Genomic DNA, 19,688 nt, shown 5'->3' with positions numbered 1-19,688 from the left:
GAAAGCTGTGCCCTGTCTTCCTGCCAGCGCCTGCTGCAACAGGCCGAACCCGCCGGCGGCACACGGCATAAACCATACCGGCTCCGCCAGGCTCTTACAAGGAGATTATACCCCGGTAACCGTTCAGAAGCGCCCGCCACAGCCCGGGCGGTACAGGAAACTATCGTGGCATATTGGAATAGAAGAACATTGACCGGAAGCAAAAATCGACATAGGGGTCCTGTACAAATCATCACAATCCGTACAGGACACCGGATACAGGAAAACAGATCCTGCTTCTGTCCTGAAGCGCCTGTGAAAATATCTGTTTACTGAATACCGGGATTCCTTACGGTGTGCGAAACGGAAAATATCGGCATGATGGCGATGTTTCCCTGTACATCACGGTAAAAGACATTTCAGGAACCCTGTGACGCTACTGGCTCCTTCGGCTTATTATGTTTCTCCTGAACAACAGGCGAATCAGCCTGTCTCCACTTCGGTTCAAGAACCGTATAACGATTTCCTGAAAACGGCGACCGACTGGAATACGGGACTTTTCCTGAGGGAACCAGTTGTTCCGCCTTTTCGAGATGAATATCCTGATCATCGAAAAAAATATGCGGATTGAAAGCCGTCAGAACGCTGGTTTTGTCAACGCCTCCCAGAAAGAATGCCTCATCAATATGAACTCCCCAACTCCTCAACGTTTTGATCACACGCATTTCGGAAGGAGAATTCCGTGAAGTCACCAGAGCGATTCTGATCGAAGAACCATTTCCGCTTTTGTTCAGTTTTTCCTGCAAGGCGGCCAGTTTTTTCAAAAATGTCGCATAGGATCCTTCGGCAAGAGGAATATCCTGCTTTTCGTCTTCCATTTTCTGAAAAGCGTCAAGACCCTGTGTCTTGTAAACCAGTTCACTTTCTTCCGAAAACAGCACGGCATCACCATCAAATGCCAGACGCACCTGCTCTTTCGACACCGTCCGCACCGTTTCAGGCGGATCTCTCAATATGGCTACGGCACAGGATCCCGAATCAATCACACTTTGTGCATCCTCGATATTGGTGGTCAGAAAAAGATCCACGTCAAACGCCCTGATATAACCGGATACCGGTTCCCCTCCGGTAAAAGCTGAACGTGTAATCGCCAGCCGGTCATTCCTGATCGTATTTAATACCTGAAAACCTGTCTCCGGACTGTTTCTGGACATGATGACTACCTCGACAAGCGGTACCGGATCATCATGTGTTCCAAACCGGTTCAACCCCAGCAGGGCACTGACCAGCGGGTACCCTGTACCGGGCTCAAGATGTTCGTTTTCATGAGCGAGCATATATTCACGATAACGCTGTATGGCATGTTGCCGGTCTTCCGCCATGAGTTTTCTGAACAGTCCGTCAGACTCGCTCATATCGAAAAGAGCGGTCGAACTGATACCGATAACTAGTGTCCTGCTCAAATCAAATGCCATGGGCAACGACCATCCTGAAAAAGGTTTCCTGAACAAAAAAACCGCACCTTGCGGTACGGTTTGCGAAACGGAAAAAAATCCGGATCATCCACGCTTGTCCATCGGTACCACATCGCGGCGCGCTTCACCGACATAGAGCTGGCGCGGACGGCCGATACGCTGTTCCGGATCGGAAATCATTTCCTTCCACTGGGCGATCCAGCCGACCGTTCTGGCCAGCGCGAAGATACCGGTAAACAGTGAAGAAGGAATACCCAATGCGGACTGGACGATGCCGGAATAGAAGTCCACATTCGGATACAGCTTGCGGGAAACGAAATAGTCGTCTTCCAGAGCGACGCGTTCGATTTCCAGCGCGATCTTGAAAAGCGGATCGTCCTTCAGTCCCAGTTCTTCCAGCACTTCGTGACAGGTTTCGCGCATTAAGGTCGCACGTGGATCGAAATTCTTGTAAACGCGATGGCCGAACCCCATCAGACGCGTTCCGGCGGTACCGTCTTTCACTGCCTTGACGAAACCGGCGACCTTGTCAACGGAACCGATTTTCTTGATCATCGCCAGCGACGCCTCATTGGCGCCACCGTGCGCCGGGCCCCACAGGCAGGCGATGCCGGCGGCAATGCAGGCAAACGGATTGGCGCCGGACGAGCCGGCCAGACGGACGGTGGACGTCGAGGCATTCTGTTCGTGATCGGCATGCAGAATCAGGATGCGGTCCAGCGCACGCACCAGCACATCGTTGATCCGGTAATCTTCCGCCGGAGTGGCGAACATCATGCGCATGAAGTTGGCGGTATAGTACAGATCCTTGCGTGGATAGACGAACGGCTGCCCGACATTGTATTTGTAGGACATCGCCACCAGCGTCGGCATTTTCGCCAGCAGGCGGAGTGCGGAAAGCTCCCGGTGAACCGGATCGGTAATATCCAGTGAATCGTGGTAAAACGAGGACAGGGCGCCGACGGTTGCGACCAGAAGCGACATCGGATGGGAATCGCGCCTGAATCCCCGGAAAAAGAACTGCATCTGCTCATGCACCATCGAATAGTTGGCGATGCTCCTGACGTATTCGTCATACTGCTCTTTCGTCGGCAACTCGCCTTTCAAAAGCAGATAACAGGTCTCCATGAAGTTGCACTCTTTGGCCAGCTGTTCGATCGGGTATCCGCGATAGAGCAGCTCGCCCTTGTCCCCGTCGATATACGAAATGGCCGAACGGCAGGAAGCCGTCGCCATGAATCCGGGATCATAAGAAAGCTTTCCGGCCGTGTTGTACAACTTCCGGATATCGATACTGTCAGGGCCGATCGTGCCCTTGTAAACCGGTAATTCGACGGCTGGTGTGCCGTCGTCAAACGACAATTTCGCTTTCGTTACAGAATCGTTCATTTTCATCCAATATCTATCAGTTCAATAAAACAGAATGCCAAAGCCCCCTGTAAAGTCCATAAACAAAAAAGAAAGCATTATAAATGCTCTCGTCTTCATATTTGCTTTTTAACACAAAAAACGCGAAATCCAAAATATTGCCCGGCCCGCCGGCGGCAATCTGTTTTGCCGAAGCGGCACCGTATCAGGAAACACGGCCGGCATACCCGTTCATTCAAGCACCCCGAAATGGCGAAGGGCATGGATGACGCCATCCTCATCGACGCTTTTCGTCACGAAATCGGCCGTTTCCTTGACGGGATCGTGCGCATTGCCCATAGCCACCCCGATACCGGCATAGGAAAGCATGCCCATGTCGTTGAATCCGTCGCCGAACGCCATTGTTTCTTCCGGTGCGATTCCCGCGCGGCGCAACACCGCTTCCATACCGACATCTTTGCCCCCTCCTGCCGGAAGCACATCGAAACAGTACGGAACCGAACGCGTCATTTCCACGTTTTTCAGAGCCGCTTTCAGAAATCCTTCTTCCCCGTCTTTCAGGAAAGGAACGAACTGGAGCGTGTCGTTCTCCCTTACCCTGTCCAGAGGAGCGACAGGCGGAACCGGATGATCGATCAGCCGGCACAGTTCTTCTACCGATTCATCCGAGTAATTGAGAAACATGCCGTCTTCCTCGACAAACAGACAGGGAAACGGCCGTTCACTAATCAGTTCCTTCAACCGGACGATCTCACGGCCATCGATCGTTTCCTTGCGGATCACACCGGTTTCGCCGTAACAGTACTGGCCATTCAGGGTCAGATAGGCATCGAACGAAAAATACCGGTCCATGAACGGCATCATCATTTTCGAACGGCCTGTGGCCACATAAACACGGATTCCCTTCTCGCGCAGGGCATGCAATGCACGCCGCGTCGATTCCGGCATGGTATGGTTTCTGAAACTGATCAGTGTTCCGTCTATATCGAAAAACACGGCCCTGATTGCCGAACCTGGTATCCCGCTCATCCCCGACTGTCCCTTCGCATGTATTGATAGAAACTATCATTATAGACATCATGCAGGCATTTCCGGCAAATCAGGAAACGGATGATATATCCCGGCCAAAAGAAACCGGAAAAATCCCCGCTTTCCGACAGCGATTCCGGCTATCCGCCACTGTTTTACCGGGCACATCCGGTGCGAAGAAAAAGGAACACAAAAAAACGGATTTTCCCCCGTCCGCCCGGCAAACGGCAATCGTCAACGGAAATATCTTTTCCGTACGAAAATCCTTCGGTCAACAGACAGATGAAAGATCTGTCCACGCCCTGCCGTTCTTCAGGTACCGTTTCTTTTTCATTCTTCAAACAATATCCGCGAAAAATACTGCTTGAAATCCTCGGTGCCCATGCCGGTGTACTGTCCGTAAAGTTTCCGGCAGACGCTGCCTGCCGGACATCGCAACCGGTCTTTTCCGTTCGTGGCGACCAGCCAGATGGTGCCGGCGGCTTCTTCGGGAGACAAAACACGGTATGTATTTTCGCTGGTTGGCTGCCGCCCTTTCATATCCCGTCAGGTCGTTTAACGGTATCCGGAAATTCGTTTTCGTACCACCGGGAATGATCGACTTGACGGCCACACCAAAAGGTTCCATTTCATAATAAAGCGATTCGACCATATCTTCCTGTGCCCGTTTGGCTGTCCCATATACGGCATCGCGGAGAAATGCGATCGTACCGGCAAGCAAGGTGACCGTCAGAATGACTCCCGCACGGCACTTCTTGAAATGAGAAATGAACTGCTGCGTCACCCGCATCGTCCCGATCACATCCGTATCGAACAAATTCCGTATATCCGCTTCGAAAATCCGTTCCAGTGGAGCCACGATTCTCCATATCCGGCATTGCTGAACACCGACGTCATCGTTTCAGCGCTTTCCGACAGGTTTCCCTGATCTGTTTCTGGTCCGTCACATCCAGCGGCACGACAACGATATTCGGCAGACGTTCCAGTTCTTTTCCCTTTTCGGGATTGCACATCGTGGCGACAACATGCCAGCCATTGGCGGAAAACAACTCGGCCACCTCTTTTCCTATAACCGCTGCCTGATGATACATTCCCGGCAGAAACGGCTACGCAGCGCCGGCGTCAATCGAACATTTGCCTGAACTGCGCCGGCGTTATGCCATAGACTCTCTTGAAAGACGCAATGAAAGCGCTGACATTCTCATAACCGACCGATTGTGAGACATGCTGGACATTTTCTCCCTGCGCCAGCCGTTTCCTGGCGACCAGCAGACTGGCTACCTGTCGCCACTGGGCAAACGTCATGCCGGTTTCACGGGAAAAATGACGGCTGATACTGCGAGAACTGATATCCATGCACGAAGCCCACTCCTCGATTCCCTTGCGCTCTCCCGGATTATTCAGGATTTCCCGGGCTATGTCATTGAGCATCTTTCCCTTGGGCAGCAACAGGCGCCCGAGCTCCTGCGAACCGGTATGCAGTTCATCGAGCAACACTTGCAACAATCTTTCCTGGCGGGGATCCAGCGGCTGGAAAATGCCAGCGCCCCCTTTTTGCTGCCAGGTCACCGCCCGCTCCAGAATCATGGGCACGAAACCGGAAACGGTCATCGCGCATGAGATTTCCGGCAGGCCCACGCACAATCCCGGTGCCAGGGAAACGGCAACCCCCGAAATGCATCCGCAGGCCTCGATCTCATACCGGCAACCGGGAGGGAAAAAAGCGACCTGACCGGGAGAAACACTCCAGAAACCACGGTCATCTTCCACAACGAGCAACCCCGCCCGGAGATACACGAGCCAGACTTCGTTCTGGCCATGCCCTGGCGGTACGATTTTTGCCGGTACCGTAAACGTCGACAGCGAAAAACGCTGGCCGTGCAACAAAAAGTAAGAAGACATCCCGCCTCCTTTCAAACAGTCCCATCCGGTAAGGGGTGAACCCGTTACCGGAGATTGAATATCCGGTCGCCTTTCAGCTGCCATCTGGTACTTTTATTATATCAGACCCCTTGCAAGACCATTAGCCGGTGCGACATCCCGTTTGCGGATACGGCACCATGACGGACTTCGGGACAGAAACACTTTTCCGCCAGATTGTCATGTCCTGCCTTCAAGGTGCCCTCGCCCTTTTGCCAGACAGAAACGGATCATGGCTACCGGAAAAACCGGAACGTCAGCCCTTTGGCCCGAACAGGTAAAGCCGGACTGTTTTTCTGGAATCTTTACCCCTGACCGGCAGGGATCTGCGAGAAACAGGATGAACGGAAAAGATCGAAAACGGCCCAAAACTCTCGGGAATGCCGAATTTGAAGTTTTCCTGAAAAATTCCGGTTTCCGGATGACCCAGGGAAAAATTCGGGAAAAAACAGCGAAAGAAAATATAGTCCCCATAAAAACCCACGATCAAACAGCAGTGAAATATCTCCAAACGATTCACAAACTCCTTTTACGACCTTCCCGACTGCCGGTACCCGATACGATCCTGCACCGAATGCCGGACAGCACCGGCATCATCACGGGAAAGCTCCGCCAACGGTCAGGCCGACAATCCGGTGCGACTGAAAACCTTGCTCCCGGTCCTTCCGTCATGCCACTTCGCCTTCTCATTTCCGAATACCGATACCGGAACATCCGCCCGATACCGGCGTTTCCACACATCGTCCTTTCCTGCCGGAAAAGATCGACTTTTCCGATTCACGAACCGGTTTGCCTTCCCGTTCCCTTGATATTTGCCGGCCCATCCCCATATTTCCCGCAGAATTTGTCCCGGGAAAACATTCTTGCCGCACAATAGAGGTAAAATCACGTTTTTCTTCGGGCCAACCGATTTCATTCATTTATCCAGTGAGTAACCGAAAAATGAGCGTCGATATCTTTTTGCAGGAAACCCCTTATATCGATTTTTCATCCCCCATTGTCCGCGACCAGTCCAAAGCCCTGTTCAAGAGCGTCAACAGCGAACTGGAAAAAGTGCGGATCGCTTTCGAATTCGTGCGTGACCAGATTTCGCACTCCATTGACGTCAGCGCCCCTGTCGTCACCGCCAGAGCTTCAGACGTCCTGAAACACAAAACCGGAATCAGCCACGCCAAGGCCAACCTGCTGGCCGCGCTTTTGCGCTCCCAGAAAATCCCGACCGGCATGTGTTACCAGCACGTCACCAAAAAGGATGACGATTCAGACGGTTACATCGTCCACTGTTTCAATGCCGTCCACGTCGGCCATCGCTGGATCAAGCTCGATGCACGCGGCAACAACGATCACATCAACGTCCGTTTCTCGATGCACGAACCGGCACTGGCTTTTGCCAACCGTCCCCAGTACAAGGAATTTTTCTGGCCGGGCATTTTCGCCCGCCCGCACCGGGCCAGCATGAACGCACTGGAAGCCGCCAGAAACATCCAGGAACTCCTGAAAAAACTGCCCGACCATATGCTGGAAGACCCTGACATTCTCGAAATCGAGGCAGAAGATTTCCGTGCTGATCCCCGCAGCAATGCGGAAGGCGGCAGCTGGTTCTGGTTCTAGGCGGCATGAAAGCGGCATACACCCCGTCTCCCTCTCCCGCCCTCTGGCCAGCCGTGACAAAACAGCCGGGAAATGCGATCATGCCGGCAGACACATCCCCTTTTCGGTAACGCCAGCCGATGATTGTCCGTCGCATCGTCCCGGTCAAAAGTCTTGTTGCCCCATCGAAGCTGCCGGGTACCGATTTCGTGATCAATCCGTATATCGGCTGTCCGCACCAGTGCGTGTACTGTTATGCCGAATTCATGAAACGTTTCACAAACCATACCGAAGACTGGGGCGATTTTCTGGACATCAAACGGGCGGAAAAACCGATCGACATCCGCAAACTGGCCGGCAAACGTATCGTGATCAGTTCCGTGACCGATCCGTACAATGCATTCGAAAAACGGTACCAGGTCACACGACATATCCTCGAACAGCTGCAAAACGCCCATGCCGCCATCACGATCATCACCAAATCCGATCTGATCCTGCGGGACATCGACCTGATCGGCCGTCTGGAAAACGCGGAAGTCGCCATCTCGCTCAATTCGCTGGACGATACCTTCCGTCGCCGGTTTGAACCGCGCGCCCCCGACGCGTCCAGACGGCTTTCGGCCTTGCGCCGCCTGCACGAAGCGGGAATCCGTACGATCCTGTTCATGTCCCCGATCTTTCCGGGCATCACCCGGTTCGCCGATATCCTCGACGCCTCGCAAGCCTTCACCGGCGAATACTGGTTCGAAAATCTGAATCTCGACAACATGGCACGCAACCGGGTCGCCCGCGCCATCGGCCGGTATTACCCCGAACTCGTTCCCCTGTACCGCACTCTCTACCGTGAAGGCGACAGAACCTGGTGGAAGCGGCTTGCCCGGGACATCGAAACGCATTGCCGGCAACACGGAATGGCGTTCAGGAACCTTTTCCATAACTGAACGCCCCCTCCCGATCCAGGTCGCACCATCCGGAACGGGAAAATACACTATCCGGGCGGTCATCCCGCAGCAGTCCGTGCCCGTCCTGTACATGACGCCAGATGGAATACATGTTGTCCGTGATGCCTCTCTCAAAAACCTGCATGCATTTCCTCCCGCGAAAATTCAGTCCAGCGTAATCAGCGATTCCGTCGAAGGCGGGGTTTCCTTCCTTCTGATCTTTAGTGGCAACGCGATTTTACGGTAATCGTGATTCACCATATCGTAACCTCTACAGCTGGAAAACCAGGGCCTGTACTCCGTATCGGAAACGGCAAATGTATGCCAGCCTTCCGAATCCCTGAGTTGGGACTTTTTGGCTGTATTCCTGTACAGATCGGCCATCTTTTGTTCATAGGTTCCGGTCACGGTCCCATCCGCAAGAATCGTTTCTCCCACGATTCTTTTCAGAACATCATGAGGACAACACTCGATCAGCAAGCCTTTTGCTTTTCGTATGGCTTCCCTTTTCGTCTGGAAACTCTTCAGTCTCCGGACTTCAGCGGCCAGTCTCCCCATTGCATCCCGGACAGCCCTGTCCATCACCTTGAGCGTCAACTCGCATGCATGACGAATATCGTCGCAATGTTCCTGTTCTGAACGGTAACTCTGCTGTGAGACTTCCTGATCAATTATCATGTAAATCTCGCGATTTCTTCCCCCGCGCACCCAATCCGTTCGTCCTCCTGCATCGCTGTCATACATTTGCCCCGTCGGATAAACACCTTTGACCAGATTGACGGAACGGTTATATCCCTCGTCGCTTTCTTCCTGCAAAACAATACGAGGAATCCAGCCTTCGCATCCCGACGCCTTCTGGCACCGCAAACAGAATTTTCCGACACGAAACCCGGTTGCCGGAGTCGTGATACCGGGTGAAAGCCGGGAACCGCCCAGCCGGATAATTTCCTGCTGATCTGTTATTCTTTCCGGATTTCTTGCCAGTGCCATAGACCTCCCTCTTTCCTGAAAAAACCGATTCCAGAATGCCGGCAAAAAGCCGGCATTCTGTCATACGGTATACATTACCGATCAGCTACCACCACCGCCACTTCCCACCGCGATCGGCTCGATCACCGACGCGAAAACCGTGGACAGTTTCGCCATCCCCTCGGCCGGTGCCTGTTGTGCCGCACGGGCATAGATCTCGTACTTGGCCGACTGGTCCGACTGGCGGGTATGATCGGCAGAGGTGGAAACGCTTCCCGAAATCTGGGCATGGAATCCCCAGAACGACATGCCGGATTCGACCTTGCTTTCCGTGCCCACATGCGACTTGTCCACGACCTGTTCTTTCACTTCCATCGTGAACCGGACCGTCGCCTCATCCATCGTGAATGCCGGTACCGGTACCAGCGAGATCAGCGGAGCGACCACCTGAACCTGCTGCTGCGAAATATTCCCGCTGCCATCCGTCACCGGACGTGTCAGATTGAACGTGAGCGTTTTCGTCCCTTTCGTCGGATCCCCGTCGATGAACGCCAGCCTGTACACATAATCGAGATAGACCCGGCACAGCTCCGACTGTCCTTTCGCCACTTCGATAATCGGCGTACAGACCAGAAGCCCCAGTGGCAGACCGGCAAATTTGTCACCCAAGTTTTCCGGCATAATGCACCTCCCTTTCCTTTGTTAAAGAAGCTTGACCGCTTCGGTTGTGATACGGGAAATACCTTCGGCAGGCGCCTCCCGCTTGAAAACCAGCTCGATTTCCTGATCCGGTTCCTCAGGCTGCCCGGCCGTATCCGGCGCATCATCCGCCATGCCGTGACGGTTTTGCCGCCGCAAGGGGGCCAGCGACACTTTCAGGGGACCACCCGCCCGATCGACCGAAGCGCTCACCCGCATCCTGAGCTTCACCTGATCCAGACCGAACGTATTGTGGTGAACCAGTGTGACCAGCGGAACCGACAATTCGGAGAACACGCCATTTCCGTCCGGCGTGGGAATGACGACTTTCCGGGTGACAGGAACCAGTGCATCCTCCGTCTCACCGGCATTGGCCATCCAGCCATCCCTTGAGAGACGGGACGGCCTGAAATAATCCCAGTACTGATCCAGCGTCGAACGGGTCACAGCCTGATGGGCATCAAGCATCGCCTGACTGATCGCGGTAAACAGATCGGACAGATTGACTTCAGCCATGACCGGCCTCCACCGTCTGCAACCTCAAAACCCGTTCGCCGGGAACACGGTATTTTTTCATCAACGCCTCACAGTCACTGCCGACTTCGACAACCCGGTGATGTTCTCCTCCGGGAGCCGGAGCCCATACCGCATAGCGGCCCACCAGTGTTTTCGCCCCGCCGATCTCGGCGACCCGGTCATTTCCAATATCGGAAATAAAAACCCTGTCTCTGGTCAGTTTCGTCCATTCATCCATCGTCATCTCCTTCCGTATCGTTTTCCATACCCCGACGAAAGCAGTTTCACGTTTTCTTGCCTGAAAGAAAATGCTACCGATAACGTATTGACAAGCCCTGCTCCGACAGGCACCATACCCTGCTACCGGAAAAAATCCTCTCGAACGACGGGCAGGCACCACCACCGGACTGGACGCTTTTGCGGATTCGGTCTGGTCCATGCAGGGAAAACAGGAAAACGGAAAGCGGGTCAGCCCATATGTCCTCCCGACACAAGCAGAGCCAGCGACAGGGCATTTTTGATACCGAGACGGCGATACAGATTTTCACGGTGTTTCATGACCGTCTGGAAATGGATACCGAGTTCGCGTGCGATCTGCTTGCAGCTTTTACCGGCAGCGATCAGAACGGCGACCTGTTTCTGTCTTTCGGTCAGCCCGCTGAACCCGATTACCGGACGTTTATTTTTTTTCGCCGGTCATCCGACCGACCAGCTCGACCATACTGGACGCACCTGTTTTGTCCATCAGGCTGGAACGGTGTTTTTTGACCGTGCTGGTACTGATACCCAGATGAAGCGCAATCTGCTTGCAACCGATGCCTTTCATCGAAAGATCGAGAATTTCCTTCTCGCGCGAGGTCAGAAGCAAAGTTTCCTGCATGATTTTCCTCCTTGCCATTGCCGGTGAATATCCCGAAGCGGATATTCACCGGCAAAACCATTATGCAAGGAAGGATTTACATTTATCGATAAAACAGGCGGAAAATGGCCGGTTCCCGCAAAAAGTATCTGTCTGACAACAAACCGGTCAAGACAATGCCTGTCACAACGGCGGAAAGTGCGACAGGCTGAAAAGGGAAAAAACCGTGCCGCGATCCATGAACGGGAGACGACAGGAAAAACCGGCAGGATGGAACCTGTCCCTGAAAAAAGAGAATTACGGCATGGCGTCTTCTGTCGTCATACCACCACCGGCAAACCGGGCAACCGTCCCCTGGCAGGGACGTTTGCCGTTGTGCCGTTCTGCCTGGGAAGCGGACTCCCTGACGGAACGGCCGGCAAGACAGCCCCTGACCTCATCCATTTCCCCTGCATAAAAAGCGGTCAGACAAGCCAGAGGTATCTCGACAATCACCGGTTTCGCCCCTTCCGAACATTCCGTTTCACCGGCATTCCCGCGGGGAGCAACAAACGATACCGTGACAGGATCACACCCCTCGAGAATCACCGCCAGCCGGCGAAGCACTTGAAGGTACGCCACACAAAGTTCCTCCCGGCAAACCCGGTCACCGGCCATTTCCTGCAAAACCGGCAACGGCTTTTTCCGCCGATCATTTTCCATGTTCTTCTCCCTGAATTGAAGCGGCATGCGTGTCTCACGACCGTTCACACAACTTGTCCCGTGAATTTTTCCGTTCGCCAGAATACAGACAGAAGTACATTTCCGTCATGACGACAATCATCATTCGGCAAAAGCCCCCAGCTTCAGTACCAGTTCGATGGGAACACCGTATTTTTGCTGCAACGCATCCAGATCGTCACCGACCTCGATGACCTGATGGCGTTCCGATCCTTCAACAGGTACCCACACGGCATAACGCCCCACAATTGTTTTCGTGCCCCCGATTTCGGCCTCATGGCTTTTGCCGAGATCCGAAATGAAAGCCCGATTGCCAACCAGCTTTTTCCATGTATCCATCGTTACAGGTACCTGTTAATAATCTGTCCGGGCCAGTTTCCCAATTTTATTGCCTGGCGTCAATTAAAAACGGTGCGCCTTTTCCCCTCCTTTCGGCATCAACGAAAACAAACGGCATAAACAGAGACCTCACGACAAATCCCTCTCATGTTCCGGCGTCGCCGACAGGCAACACCGTTTACACGGACACATTCCTTGTCATTCATCAAGTCCCTTTTTCCGGAAAAGAATAAGATCAAACCGTTACTCGAGAAATTCCTGCAATTTCATGAACTTTCTGCTCTTTTCGGCGCGTCCTTGCGACGCGTCTTTTTTTTGCATCGAGTCTGCCGATAAAACCCCGAAGTCTGTACACGTCACCGTTCAACAACCATACCCTTCGCCCTGAAACAACAACGCGGCACAAACAAGCCTTATATGGATTGACCGATATTTTTCATCCTCCTAAAATAGCCATAAATGAACCATTCCATAAAAACAACAATAACGGAGGAAACATGCGATACGACAAACCCGGTTATGGCGACCCCTGTACCTGGGGCCCGGTCACGAGCCATCCCAACGATCCCAGAACGGATTTTTCCGATTACGAAACGCGGCTTGGAAAACTGGCATTCGCATTCGGCCAACGGATAAGAAGCCGGATGGCGGAAGACGACGAAACAGCCATCCGGGTAGCCGACCAGCTTATCCGTTATCTGACGGATATCGAAGTGGTCGGCATCATCCGCGACACTGCCCGAGGCAAGAAGGAATCGGTATTTCTGGCGATCAGGGAACTGATCGAGGAAGCGATCGGGGGAGTCGCCGAGAACCTGGCCACCGAGCAGCTTGAACACGAGCGGTAAACTTTTTCCGCAACACCCGAAAAGGTACCCGACACTCTGGAGAATCATCATGCCACACGACTACTACAAAAACCCCTGGTTCCTTATACTTGTCGCCTTCGTCATCTGGGGATGCGGCTATATCATGGCCGACGACGCAAGAATAGAAAAACAGCAGCAGATCGCCTGCCATTGGAAAAAATGAACGAACCCGTTCCAGTCCGCAATAAAAGACCAGTTCCGGTCTGGATGCGTTATGCACCCACCCCTCAGAATAAACCGAAAACGGTCTATGTGAGTTCACGGAAACGGCCGGCAAGACCTGCATGCATTTCCCGGGAGGTCTGCGGGCGGGGAATGCAGGCAAGAATGTCTTCCCTGTCGCTATGCAGGAATCTGGTTGCCCGTGCCAAAAAGAAATCCGGGAAAATCTGATTTCTCCGTAAAAACCGTTTTCCCAACCCGATGGATATCCGCCATCCTGCTTCACATGGCGGATATTTCCTGCTCTTTTTTCCGGTATGGACAATCCGGACATACCATCAACGGTAGCCGTAAACCGGTATTCCGGTATCTGCCACCGGTGGTATCCGAAAAAAACCATATACCTTCATTCACTTGCCGACAGGCGGAAATCGCCCGTACCGGCATGGTGTCCTGCCCCGCCGTCCGGGCACAGATTTCATCCGGTCACCGAACCGTCCGGCAGAAAGAGGCTGGCGATGAAATACAGTGCGGCTTTCCCTCTCATGAAAACACGATCGTTTTCCATGCGGCAATAAAGTATGCCGGTACGCGGGGAAACCTGAAAAGCATGCCATTCCTTTTTGCCCAACTCGGCTGTCCAGAAAGGAATCACATGGCAATGACCTCGGCGCATGGGGCGGGCGGCCTGCCTGTCGAAGCCGGATACAGCCACGAATACACGGCACTGCCCGCCAGTTTCTTCGCTTTCATCGGCTTTGGGCTGCTCCTTTATTTCTGGCGACGCTATGAATACCCGATCCGGCATCTACGGACAACCAGCTACTCCCGCAAAACCGTATGACACCACATGCCCGGTACCGGCCGGCAGTCACAATTTTTCCGCTCCCGAATCGCAAGAAAACCGATTGATTATATAAAAAACAGATCGCCAGTGATCGGCCCTCCCGAAAGGTACCCCGTCTTGGGGAAAGCCCGGGTTCACGCAGTGGATGGTACTTTGCCTTTTCACCCGAAACCACCAATCTCGCATTTACAGTAAACACACTCAACACAAGCAGCAAAACGGAATACAGAAACAAGACAAACACTCAACCCGGCCAAACAGCCTTGTTCATCATCCTTCTCCAACCCTATCTTCAGAGTCCTGGCATCGGCAGGGCTTACTAAAAAGTATACCTGATATTTCTTCACTTCTTTCTTGCATGGGATATACCGATATTGAATATTGCCGAAATCAGGCAAAGCTTTGCTATTGAATAGCTGAACGCGATTGTCGAACTGTAAAATCCATATGGAAACAGGTTTTGGACCAGCGGGAGAGGTCTCTTTATCGGACCGTGGAAAAACGCTCTTGAAGACGCGCTTGTCAAGTCGGCGATCTTCAATGATGAACCAGAACCAAAGTCACTGTCCAGGTCAAGTTACTGAAATTCAATGCACCCGCTTTCGGGTTTGACATGGAAACAGAAGTGACGGCGACCGGTGTCGCCGGGCTCAATGAGAATTTTCCCGGTGCGACAAGATGGAAAAACCCGGTTAACCGGTCAGGCCAGAACAATATCAAAGCGTTCATTTCAAGACTTGAAGCAGCGGCACCTGAAATCAACAAGACCCTTTCCTCACAATAGTTTTTTTAAAAAGCCCGAATTCCCAAAACCCGATTTTTCCATGACATTTCCTGCGAAGCCTTCAGGCTCCAAAACAACCGACTTTCTTTGCAGGAAATGTCCTTTCTGGTAATGGTTACCGCTATCGGTGAAACAGACTGTGAATGCAATGCCGTCTTTTCTCAGAAGCCTCTGTCGATGTGTTGCCTCAATGCGACTTCCGCGTTGCCGCTACCGGTGACCGGCGACAAGCTACAATAGCAACCGGAACACTTTAAGAGACTGGATTGCCTTGCAATCCGTGCCTTATATCCTTGTCCCCAAAGACGGGGTTTTACGGCACAGTTAGGAAACACCATGTCAACGAATTATTTGCCCGTTATACTTTCCGGGGGCCCCGGCAGCGGAAAGACAACCCTGTTAAACGAACTGGCTCGCCGCGGCTATGCCTGCGTCGCCGAAGCGGCGCGGGAAATCATCCGCGAACAGATAGCCACACAGGGTGACGCTCTGCCCTGGAAAAACCGCCGTCGCTACACAGCAATCATGCTGAAACGCACCATCGCCGATTTCGACAGATACCGTGAGCAGGGAGGCCTGTTTTTTTTCGATCGCGGCATTCCCGACACACTCGCCTACGCCCGGCTGATCAGGCTGTATCTGGACAAACACAGCTGGCACGAAGCGCTTGCCCGCCGGTATGTGCCAACCGTTTTTCTCCTGCCGCCCTGGAAATCCATCTACACGAAAGATACCGAACGGCGGCAGAATTTCACGATGGCTGTCCGCACCTTCTGCATTATGGACAAAACATACCGCGAACTCGGTTACCGGATCATTGTCCTGCCGAAAGACGATCCGGCCGGACGGGCCGACAGGCTTTTGCAATGGATAAGGGAATGAAACGGACAGGCCAACCAGACAGCCCTGCCGCCGGAAACGGCCACAGGATCCCGAAAGCCGGATATCGCTTTTCAGCGTCCCCGTTTTCCGCATACCGTTCACCGTCCTGTTTCGTCGGCAACCGGCAGGAACCTTCCCCGACACCGGAGGGCCCGTTTTCCATACCGGCGACATCGCGGACACGAAAAAACGACGTACCGGCCTTTCAGGCGGAAAAACCCGCCATCTGGCAGGTTTTCATCATTGTCCGGCCTGCAATTCCGCCGAAATATCGGCCGGTGCCTTTTTCCCGGTTTTTCTGCGTTTGGCGGTCTTGCGCTTTTTGACCGTCGCCGGCTTCACGGACGTGGCCTTGCCCGTCGCATGCCGCTGCTGACGCCATTTCCAGGGAGAAACGGGATGCGGATCGATCCACAGACCGCGATTGGCCGCTTTTGCCTGTGTTTCCATCGACTGCCACCGTGTACAGATTTTCAGGCCACAATGACCGTCGTAAACCCAGGCCCACCCCGACCCGACAAGGAACGCCTGCAGGCTGTACTGGTCATTGACATAGACCACGGCAATAGCCGTACCGTTCGGATCGACATTGATGACCTGTACATTCACCGATTTGCCCCCGACCAGTTTTTTCGCCGCATCCCTCGCTTCGGGCCCGTTCGTCTGGGCCAGTTCCGGCGCATCGACGCCATACAAGCGAACATCGTAAATCCGGCCCGACTCGTGCCGTATTTTCAGCGAATCCCCGTCGATCACCTGATCGACGACACCTTGCCATGCCCAGGCAAAAGGCACCTGCACCACCAGCAGACAGAACACCAGAAACGATCTCACAAGTCACTCGCTTTCAACCGGAAAAAGACAAAACGGAGAAAAACATACCGTGTAAGTATGGCCCCATCCCCGTGCCGTGTACAGAGTGAAAAGCCCCTTTGCCGGAATTTTCCCGACTTTTGTTTTTTTCCGGAACGATCGCGGTCAAAAACCTTCAAAGTAGTTTTCCAGAGGAGACAATGACACCCGAACCTCTCACAAATCATACACGGCAGCTGAAAAACCCGGTTATACTCTTGTCATCACCTATTCCGAAAGGAGGTACCCCATGATTCCTCTCTTCTCAGATCAGGGCAGAATGCAAATCGACCGGATCATCCGTCCGGGTGTTCTCTGTGCATTCGATTTCGACGGAACGCTCTCCCCGTTCACGGGTTACGAGAACGCTTCCCTGCCGCAAGCCATCCGCGAAAAACTCGTCCGTCTCCAGTCCATGACGCCTGTTGCCATCCTGACCGGACGTGCGTTGTCCGACATCCGCGCCAGACTGGCTTTCAAACCCGACTATCTGGTCGCCAACCACGGACAGGAAGGTGTACCGGGCAAGGGAAAAGACAGCGAGAAATATCGCGGGAAAATCGACTGCTGGGCACAAATCCTGCAAAAGGCCCTGGCCGATTCCGTCCGTTACGACCGGGGTATCCGTCTGGACAACAAGCGCTATTCGCTTGCCGTACATTATCGCAAGGCGGCCGATTACGACGAAACCGAAAGCGTGCTGACCCGTCTCTTTGCCGAAGCCGTGCCCGAAGCGCATGTTTTGCCCGGCAAATTCGTCTACAACCTGATCCCGCCGGGCGCACCGGACAAGGGAGACGCCCTGCTCGAACTGATGAAAGCCGCCGGTTCCCGAACCGCGGTCTATGTGGGCGACGACTGGACAGATGAAGATGTCTTCTCACTGGAATCGCCGGACATTCTGACGATACGCATCGAAAAAAAACCGGAAAGTCATGCACGTTTCTATCTGGAAACACAAAAAGATATCGCCAGACTGCTCGACCTTCTTATCGACAAAACAGAAACCGCCATCTTTTTGGAAAACACGGCGGGCCACCAAAGGAAACTGACATGAGCTCACTGGAACTCGGACTGATCGGCAATTCACGCACCAGCGCATTAATCGACAGAAATGCCCGCATCATCTGGTGGTGCTACCCCTATTTCGACAGCGACCCGGTCTGCTGCGAACTGATGAATCCCGGGCTGAAAGACAAAGCGTCCGGATTCATCGATGTCGGCTTCGAGAAAATCCGGCAGGCCGACCAGTACTACGAACGCAATTCGGCCGTGCTCGTTACCCGGTTCGGCGACAACGCCCACAACGTCATCGAGATCATCGACTTCGCTCCCTGTTTCCCGATGCACGACCGGCTGTTCACGCCCTCGTCGATCATCCGCATCATCCGCCGGGTCGCCGGCCGCCCGCGCATCACCATCCGTATCCGCCCCGGCGTGAATTACGGCAGTGAAGCGCCACAGGTCCTGCCGGGTGCGCACCATATTTCGTACAAGGGACCCCAGCAGACGCTGCGCGTGACGACCGACGCGTCCATCACTTCCATTCTCGACGAAAAACCGTTCTTTCTGAACGACTCCGTCACACTGGTGTTCGGTCCCGACCAGGCGGTCGAATCCGCACCGCAGGACATCGGGCGGGCCTGGTATGAAGCAACTGTCCGGTACTGGCAGAACTGGATCCACAACATTTCCATGCCGTTCGAATGGCAGGACGCCGTCATCCGCGCCGCCATCACCCTGCGCATGAACACGTTCTACGACACCGGCGCCATCATCGCCGCCGTCACGACATCCATCCCCGGATCACCCGCCGCCCGACACAACCGGGATTACCGGTACAGCTGGGTGCGCGACTCGTATTTCGTCGTCAGCGCCTTAAACCGCCTCGGCGCGACCGGCACGATGGAACGGTATCTGCAATACATCCTGAACATCATCGCCGATTCGAAAGGCCTGCCGTTCCAGCCGGTCTACGGCATCCACCGCAATGCCGAACTGGAAGAACGGATCGCCCCCGCACTGGCCGGCTACAACGGCAAGGGGCCAGTCAGAATCGGCAACAGCGCCTGCCGCGAAATCCAGAACGACGTTTACGGCTCGGCCATTCTGGCCTGTACACAGGCTTTTTTCGACAAGCGGCTGCATCGCCCTGCCGACCGGAATGTTTTCGCCGATCTGGAACGGCTTGGCGAAGAAGCGATCGCCCGCTACAACCAGCCCGACGCGGACATCTGGCACCGTGAAGACGGAAAACACGTGCACACGTTCTCCAGCGTCATGTGCTGGGCGGCCTGCGACCGGCTGGCCGCCATCGCAAAAGAACTGAAAATGAAAGCCCGCGAAGAGCTGTGGGCCGCCAACGCGGCGAAAATCCGGGACGACATCCTGACGAATGCATACAACGGGAAACTCGGTACCTTCACTTCCGCCTGGAACGGCAGCGAAGTCGACGCAAGTCTCTTGCTGATGGCCGAGCTCCGTTTTCTCGAACCGGAAGACGAACGTTTCAGAAACACGGTCTCCACCATCGAGAAACGGCTTTTACGCGGGGATTTCCTGCTGCGATACGAAAACGAGGACTCGGACGGCTTGCCCGAAACCGCACTGCTGGTCTGTACGTTCTGGTGGATTCTGGCACTCGCCTACATCGGCGAAACGGACCGGGCCCGTGCCGGATTCGAAAAAATTCTTTCCCGCCGCAACCGTCTCGGCCTGCTTTCGGCCGATGTCTCGCGCGAGGGAAACGAACTGTGGGGAAATTTCCCGCAAACCTACAGCATGGTCGGACTGATCCAGTGCGCACTCAGACTGTCCAGACCGTGGGAAAACGCTTTCTGAACGAAAACCACAACGCCGGTCACGAACGGCAGCCAAACAAAGGAAAG

At 53.9% G+C, this 19,688-nt stretch carries 26 protein-coding genes; 9 read left to right on the top strand and 17 right to left on the bottom strand.

The features are described 5' to 3' along the window. Nucleotides 1-398: 398 nt before the first annotated feature. The 6 genes from NB647_RS04415 to NB647_RS04390 all read right to left on the bottom strand — a co-directional run bounded on the left by NB647_RS04415 (nt 399) and on the right by NB647_RS04390 (nt 5,753). Nucleotides 399-1,454 (bottom strand): 5'-nucleotidase, encoded by a 1,056-nt coding sequence (locus NB647_RS04415; RefSeq protein WP_269284379.1) that lies wholly within the window; start codon nt 1,452-1,454, stop codon nt 399-401. Nucleotides 1,455-1,538: 84 nt separating this feature from the next. Further along, the gene (gene gltA / locus NB647_RS04410) at nt 1,539-2,843 is read right to left on the bottom strand and encodes a citrate synthase (RefSeq protein ID WP_416143448.1); all 1,305 of its coding nucleotides are present in this window, start codon (nt 2,841-2,843) and stop codon (nt 1,539-1,541) included. Between the two features lie 210 nt (nt 2,844-3,053). Next, nucleotides 3,054-3,851 (bottom strand): Cof-type HAD-IIB family hydrolase, encoded by a 798-nt coding sequence (locus NB647_RS04405; RefSeq protein ID WP_269284377.1) that lies wholly within the window; start codon nt 3,849-3,851, stop codon nt 3,054-3,056. Between the two features lie 337 nt (nt 3,852-4,188). Next, a complete protein-coding gene (locus NB647_RS04400) occupies nt 4,189-4,710 on the bottom strand; it encodes an SDR family NAD(P)-dependent oxidoreductase (protein ID WP_269284376.1) in 522 nt (173 codons plus the stop codon). A 34-nt stretch (nt 4,711-4,744) separates the two neighbouring features. Beyond that, nucleotides 4,745-4,909, bottom strand: a complete 165-nt coding sequence (locus NB647_RS04395; RefSeq protein ID WP_269284374.1) for a Rossmann-fold NAD(P)-binding domain-containing protein — start codon at nt 4,907-4,909, stop codon at nt 4,745-4,747. Nucleotides 4,910-4,973: 64 nt separating this feature from the next. Continuing rightward, nucleotides 4,974-5,753 (bottom strand): AraC family transcriptional regulator, encoded by a 780-nt coding sequence (locus tag NB647_RS04390; protein WP_269265385.1) that lies wholly within the window; start codon nt 5,751-5,753, stop codon nt 4,974-4,976. Nucleotides 5,754-6,713: 960 nt separating this feature from the next. Here NB647_RS04390 and NB647_RS04385 point away from each other — a divergent pair. Both NB647_RS04385 and NB647_RS04380 read left to right on the top strand, forming a co-directional pair. After that, complete coding sequence (locus tag NB647_RS04385) at nt 6,714-7,382, top strand: transglutaminase domain-containing protein (protein ID WP_269284373.1); 669 nt, start codon at nt 6,714-6,716, stop codon at nt 7,380-7,382. A 119-nt stretch (nt 7,383-7,501) separates the two neighbouring features. Beyond that, nucleotides 7,502-8,302, top strand: coding sequence for a radical SAM protein (locus NB647_RS04380; protein WP_269265382.1), 801 nt, complete (start codon nt 7,502-7,504; stop codon nt 8,300-8,302). Here the strand turns inward: NB647_RS04380 and NB647_RS04375 are convergent. From NB647_RS04375 to NB647_RS04335, 9 genes are all read right to left on the bottom strand, one after another. Continuing rightward, a complete protein-coding gene (locus tag NB647_RS04375; RefSeq protein ID WP_269284372.1) occupies nt 8,280-8,447 on the bottom strand; it encodes a hypothetical protein in 168 nt (55 codons plus the stop codon). The two genes, NB647_RS04380 and NB647_RS04375, sit on opposite strands and share 23 nt — an antisense overlap. A 20-nt stretch (nt 8,448-8,467) precedes the next feature. After that, the gene (locus NB647_RS04370) at nt 8,468-9,292 is read right to left on the bottom strand and encodes a hypothetical protein (protein ID WP_269284370.1); all 825 of its coding nucleotides are present in this window, start codon (nt 9,290-9,292) and stop codon (nt 8,468-8,470) included. 81 nt (nt 9,293-9,373) lie between these two features. Then, a complete protein-coding gene (locus NB647_RS04365; protein ID WP_269284367.1) occupies nt 9,374-9,952 on the bottom strand; it encodes a DUF2589 domain-containing protein in 579 nt (192 codons plus the stop codon). 21 nt (nt 9,953-9,973) lie between these two features. Continuing rightward, nucleotides 9,974-10,486, bottom strand: a complete 513-nt coding sequence (locus NB647_RS04360; protein ID WP_269284365.1) for a DUF2589 domain-containing protein — start codon at nt 10,484-10,486, stop codon at nt 9,974-9,976. Next, complete coding sequence (locus NB647_RS04355; RefSeq protein ID WP_269280314.1) at nt 10,479-10,724, bottom strand: hypothetical protein; 246 nt, start codon at nt 10,722-10,724, stop codon at nt 10,479-10,481. Before NB647_RS04355 ends, NB647_RS04360 begins: the two co-directional genes overlap by 8 nt. 230 nt (nt 10,725-10,954) lie before the next feature. Beyond that, on the bottom strand, nt 10,955-11,140 hold the full coding sequence (locus tag NB647_RS04350) for a response regulator transcription factor (protein ID WP_269280388.1): 186 nt from the start codon (nt 11,138-11,140) through the stop codon (nt 10,955-10,957). Nucleotides 11,141-11,165: 25 nt separating this feature from the next. Then, nucleotides 11,166-11,366 (bottom strand): LuxR C-terminal-related transcriptional regulator, encoded by a 201-nt coding sequence (locus NB647_RS04345; RefSeq protein ID WP_269265375.1) that lies wholly within the window; start codon nt 11,364-11,366, stop codon nt 11,166-11,168. 276 nt (nt 11,367-11,642) lie between these two features. Next, nucleotides 11,643-12,047, bottom strand: a complete 405-nt coding sequence (locus NB647_RS04340) for a hypothetical protein (protein WP_269284363.1) — start codon at nt 12,045-12,047, stop codon at nt 11,643-11,645. Nucleotides 12,048-12,167: 120 nt separating this feature from the next. After that, the gene (locus NB647_RS04335) at nt 12,168-12,404 is read right to left on the bottom strand and encodes a hypothetical protein (RefSeq protein ID WP_269284361.1); all 237 of its coding nucleotides are present in this window, start codon (nt 12,402-12,404) and stop codon (nt 12,168-12,170) included. Between the two features lie 497 nt (nt 12,405-12,901). On the opposite strand from NB647_RS04335, the gene NB647_RS04330 reads away from it, so the two are divergent. Together NB647_RS04330 and NB647_RS04325 are read left to right on the top strand one after the other, a co-directional pair. Then, nucleotides 12,902-13,252 (top strand): hypothetical protein, encoded by a 351-nt coding sequence (locus NB647_RS04330; RefSeq protein WP_269284359.1) that lies wholly within the window; start codon nt 12,902-12,904, stop codon nt 13,250-13,252. Between the two features lie 49 nt (nt 13,253-13,301). Then, complete coding sequence (locus NB647_RS04325; RefSeq protein WP_269284357.1) at nt 13,302-13,436, top strand: hypothetical protein; 135 nt, start codon at nt 13,302-13,304, stop codon at nt 13,434-13,436. A 477-nt stretch (nt 13,437-13,913) separates the two neighbouring features. Here the strand turns inward: NB647_RS04325 and NB647_RS04320 are convergent, their stop codons facing one another. Continuing rightward, a complete protein-coding gene (locus NB647_RS04320) occupies nt 13,914-14,090 on the bottom strand; it encodes a hypothetical protein (RefSeq protein WP_269284356.1) in 177 nt (58 codons plus the stop codon). Here NB647_RS04320 and NB647_RS04315 point away from each other — a divergent pair, their 5' ends adjacent. The 3 genes from NB647_RS04315 (at nt 14,091) to NB647_RS04305 (ending at nt 15,948) form a co-directional block, all read left to right on the top strand. Then, on the top strand, nt 14,091-14,279 hold the full coding sequence (locus tag NB647_RS04315; RefSeq protein WP_269284354.1) for a hypothetical protein: 189 nt from the start codon (nt 14,091-14,093) through the stop codon (nt 14,277-14,279). Between the two features lie 616 nt (nt 14,280-14,895). Then, complete coding sequence (locus NB647_RS04310) at nt 14,896-15,066, top strand: hypothetical protein (RefSeq protein WP_269284353.1); 171 nt, start codon at nt 14,896-14,898, stop codon at nt 15,064-15,066. Nucleotides 15,067-15,402: 336 nt separating this feature from the next. Further along, on the top strand, nt 15,403-15,948 hold the full coding sequence (locus tag NB647_RS04305) for an AAA family ATPase (RefSeq protein WP_269284352.1): 546 nt from the start codon (nt 15,403-15,405) through the stop codon (nt 15,946-15,948). A 240-nt stretch (nt 15,949-16,188) separates the two neighbouring features. Here the strand turns inward: NB647_RS04305 and NB647_RS04300 are convergent, their stop codons facing one another. After that, entirely contained in the window at nt 16,189-16,782 is a 594-nt protein-coding gene (locus NB647_RS04300; protein WP_269284351.1) for a thermonuclease family protein, read from the bottom strand. Nucleotides 16,783-17,050: 268 nt separating this feature from the next. Here NB647_RS04300 and otsB point away from each other — a divergent pair, with 268 nt between their 5' ends. Further along, a complete protein-coding gene (gene otsB, locus NB647_RS04295; protein ID WP_269284350.1) occupies nt 17,051-17,857 on the top strand; it encodes a trehalose-phosphatase in 807 nt (268 codons plus the stop codon). Next, nucleotides 17,854-19,641: a glycoside hydrolase family 15 protein gene (locus NB647_RS04290; protein WP_269284348.1), complete on the top strand. Its 1,788-nt coding sequence runs from the start codon at nt 17,854-17,856 to the stop codon at nt 19,639-19,641. Before otsB ends, NB647_RS04290 begins: the two co-directional genes overlap by 4 nt. Nucleotides 19,642-19,688: the final 47 nt, after the last annotated feature.

The sequence above is a fragment of the Oxalobacter aliiformigenes genome (assembly GCF_027116575.1).
GTDB classification, from domain to species: domain Bacteria; phylum Pseudomonadota; class Gammaproteobacteria; order Burkholderiales; family Burkholderiaceae_D; genus Oxalobacter; species Oxalobacter aliiformigenes.
This window is presented reverse-complemented; position numbering and strand designations above follow the sequence as displayed.

Excerpts from the sequence above, each read along its gene's own strand:
- NB647_RS04365 (WP_269284367.1), bottom strand. The coding sequence starts at position 9,952 with ATGCCGGAAAACTTGGGTGACAAATTTGCCGGTCTGCCACTGGGGCTT.
- NB647_RS04315 (WP_269284354.1), top strand. The coding sequence starts at position 14,091 with ATGGCAATGACCTCGGCGCATGGGGCGGGCGGCCTGCCTGTCGAAGCC.
- NB647_RS04290 (WP_269284348.1), top strand. The coding sequence starts at position 17,854 with ATGAGCTCACTGGAACTCGGACTGATCGGCAATTCACGCACCAGCGCA.
- NB647_RS04405 (WP_269284377.1), bottom strand. The coding sequence starts at position 3,851 with ATGAGCGGGATACCAGGTTCGGCAATCAGGGCCGTGTTTTTCGATATA.
- NB647_RS04305 (WP_269284352.1), top strand. The coding sequence starts at position 15,403 with ATGTCAACGAATTATTTGCCCGTTATACTTTCCGGGGGCCCCGGCAGC.
- NB647_RS04330 (WP_269284359.1), top strand. The coding sequence starts at position 12,902 with ATGCGATACGACAAACCCGGTTATGGCGACCCCTGTACCTGGGGCCCG.
- NB647_RS04380 (WP_269265382.1), top strand. The coding sequence starts at position 7,502 with ATGATTGTCCGTCGCATCGTCCCGGTCAAAAGTCTTGTTGCCCCATCG.
- NB647_RS04355 (WP_269280314.1), bottom strand. The coding sequence starts at position 10,724 with ATGGATGAATGGACGAAACTGACCAGAGACAGGGTTTTTATTTCCGAT.
- otsB (WP_269284350.1), top strand. The coding sequence starts at position 17,051 with ATGATTCCTCTCTTCTCAGATCAGGGCAGAATGCAAATCGACCGGATC.
- NB647_RS04310 (WP_269284353.1), top strand. The coding sequence starts at position 14,896 with ATGGAAACAGAAGTGACGGCGACCGGTGTCGCCGGGCTCAATGAGAAT.
- NB647_RS04415 (WP_269284379.1), bottom strand. The coding sequence starts at position 1,454 with ATGGCATTTGATTTGAGCAGGACACTAGTTATCGGTATCAGTTCGACC.
- NB647_RS04390 (WP_269265385.1), bottom strand. The coding sequence starts at position 5,753 with ATGTCTTCTTACTTTTTGTTGCACGGCCAGCGTTTTTCGCTGTCGACG.
- NB647_RS04375 (WP_269284372.1), bottom strand. The coding sequence starts at position 8,447 with ATGCAGGTTTTTGAGAGAGGCATCACGGACAACATGTATTCCATCTGG.
- NB647_RS04360 (WP_269284365.1), bottom strand. The coding sequence starts at position 10,486 with ATGGCTGAAGTCAATCTGTCCGATCTGTTTACCGCGATCAGTCAGGCG.
- NB647_RS04345 (WP_269265375.1), bottom strand. The coding sequence starts at position 11,366 with ATGCAGGAAACTTTGCTTCTGACCTCGCGCGAGAAGGAAATTCTCGAT.
- NB647_RS04385 (WP_269284373.1), top strand. The coding sequence starts at position 6,714 with ATGAGCGTCGATATCTTTTTGCAGGAAACCCCTTATATCGATTTTTCA.
- NB647_RS04335 (WP_269284361.1), bottom strand. The coding sequence starts at position 12,404 with ATGGATACATGGAAAAAGCTGGTTGGCAATCGGGCTTTCATTTCGGAT.
- NB647_RS04325 (WP_269284357.1), top strand. The coding sequence starts at position 13,302 with ATGCCACACGACTACTACAAAAACCCCTGGTTCCTTATACTTGTCGCC.
- NB647_RS04340 (WP_269284363.1), bottom strand. The coding sequence starts at position 12,047 with ATGGAAAATGATCGGCGGAAAAAGCCGTTGCCGGTTTTGCAGGAAATG.
- NB647_RS04370 (WP_269284370.1), bottom strand. The coding sequence starts at position 9,292 with ATGGCACTGGCAAGAAATCCGGAAAGAATAACAGATCAGCAGGAAATT.
- gltA (WP_416143448.1), bottom strand. The coding sequence starts at position 2,843 with ATGAACGATTCTGTAACGAAAGCGAAATTGTCGTTTGACGACGGCACA.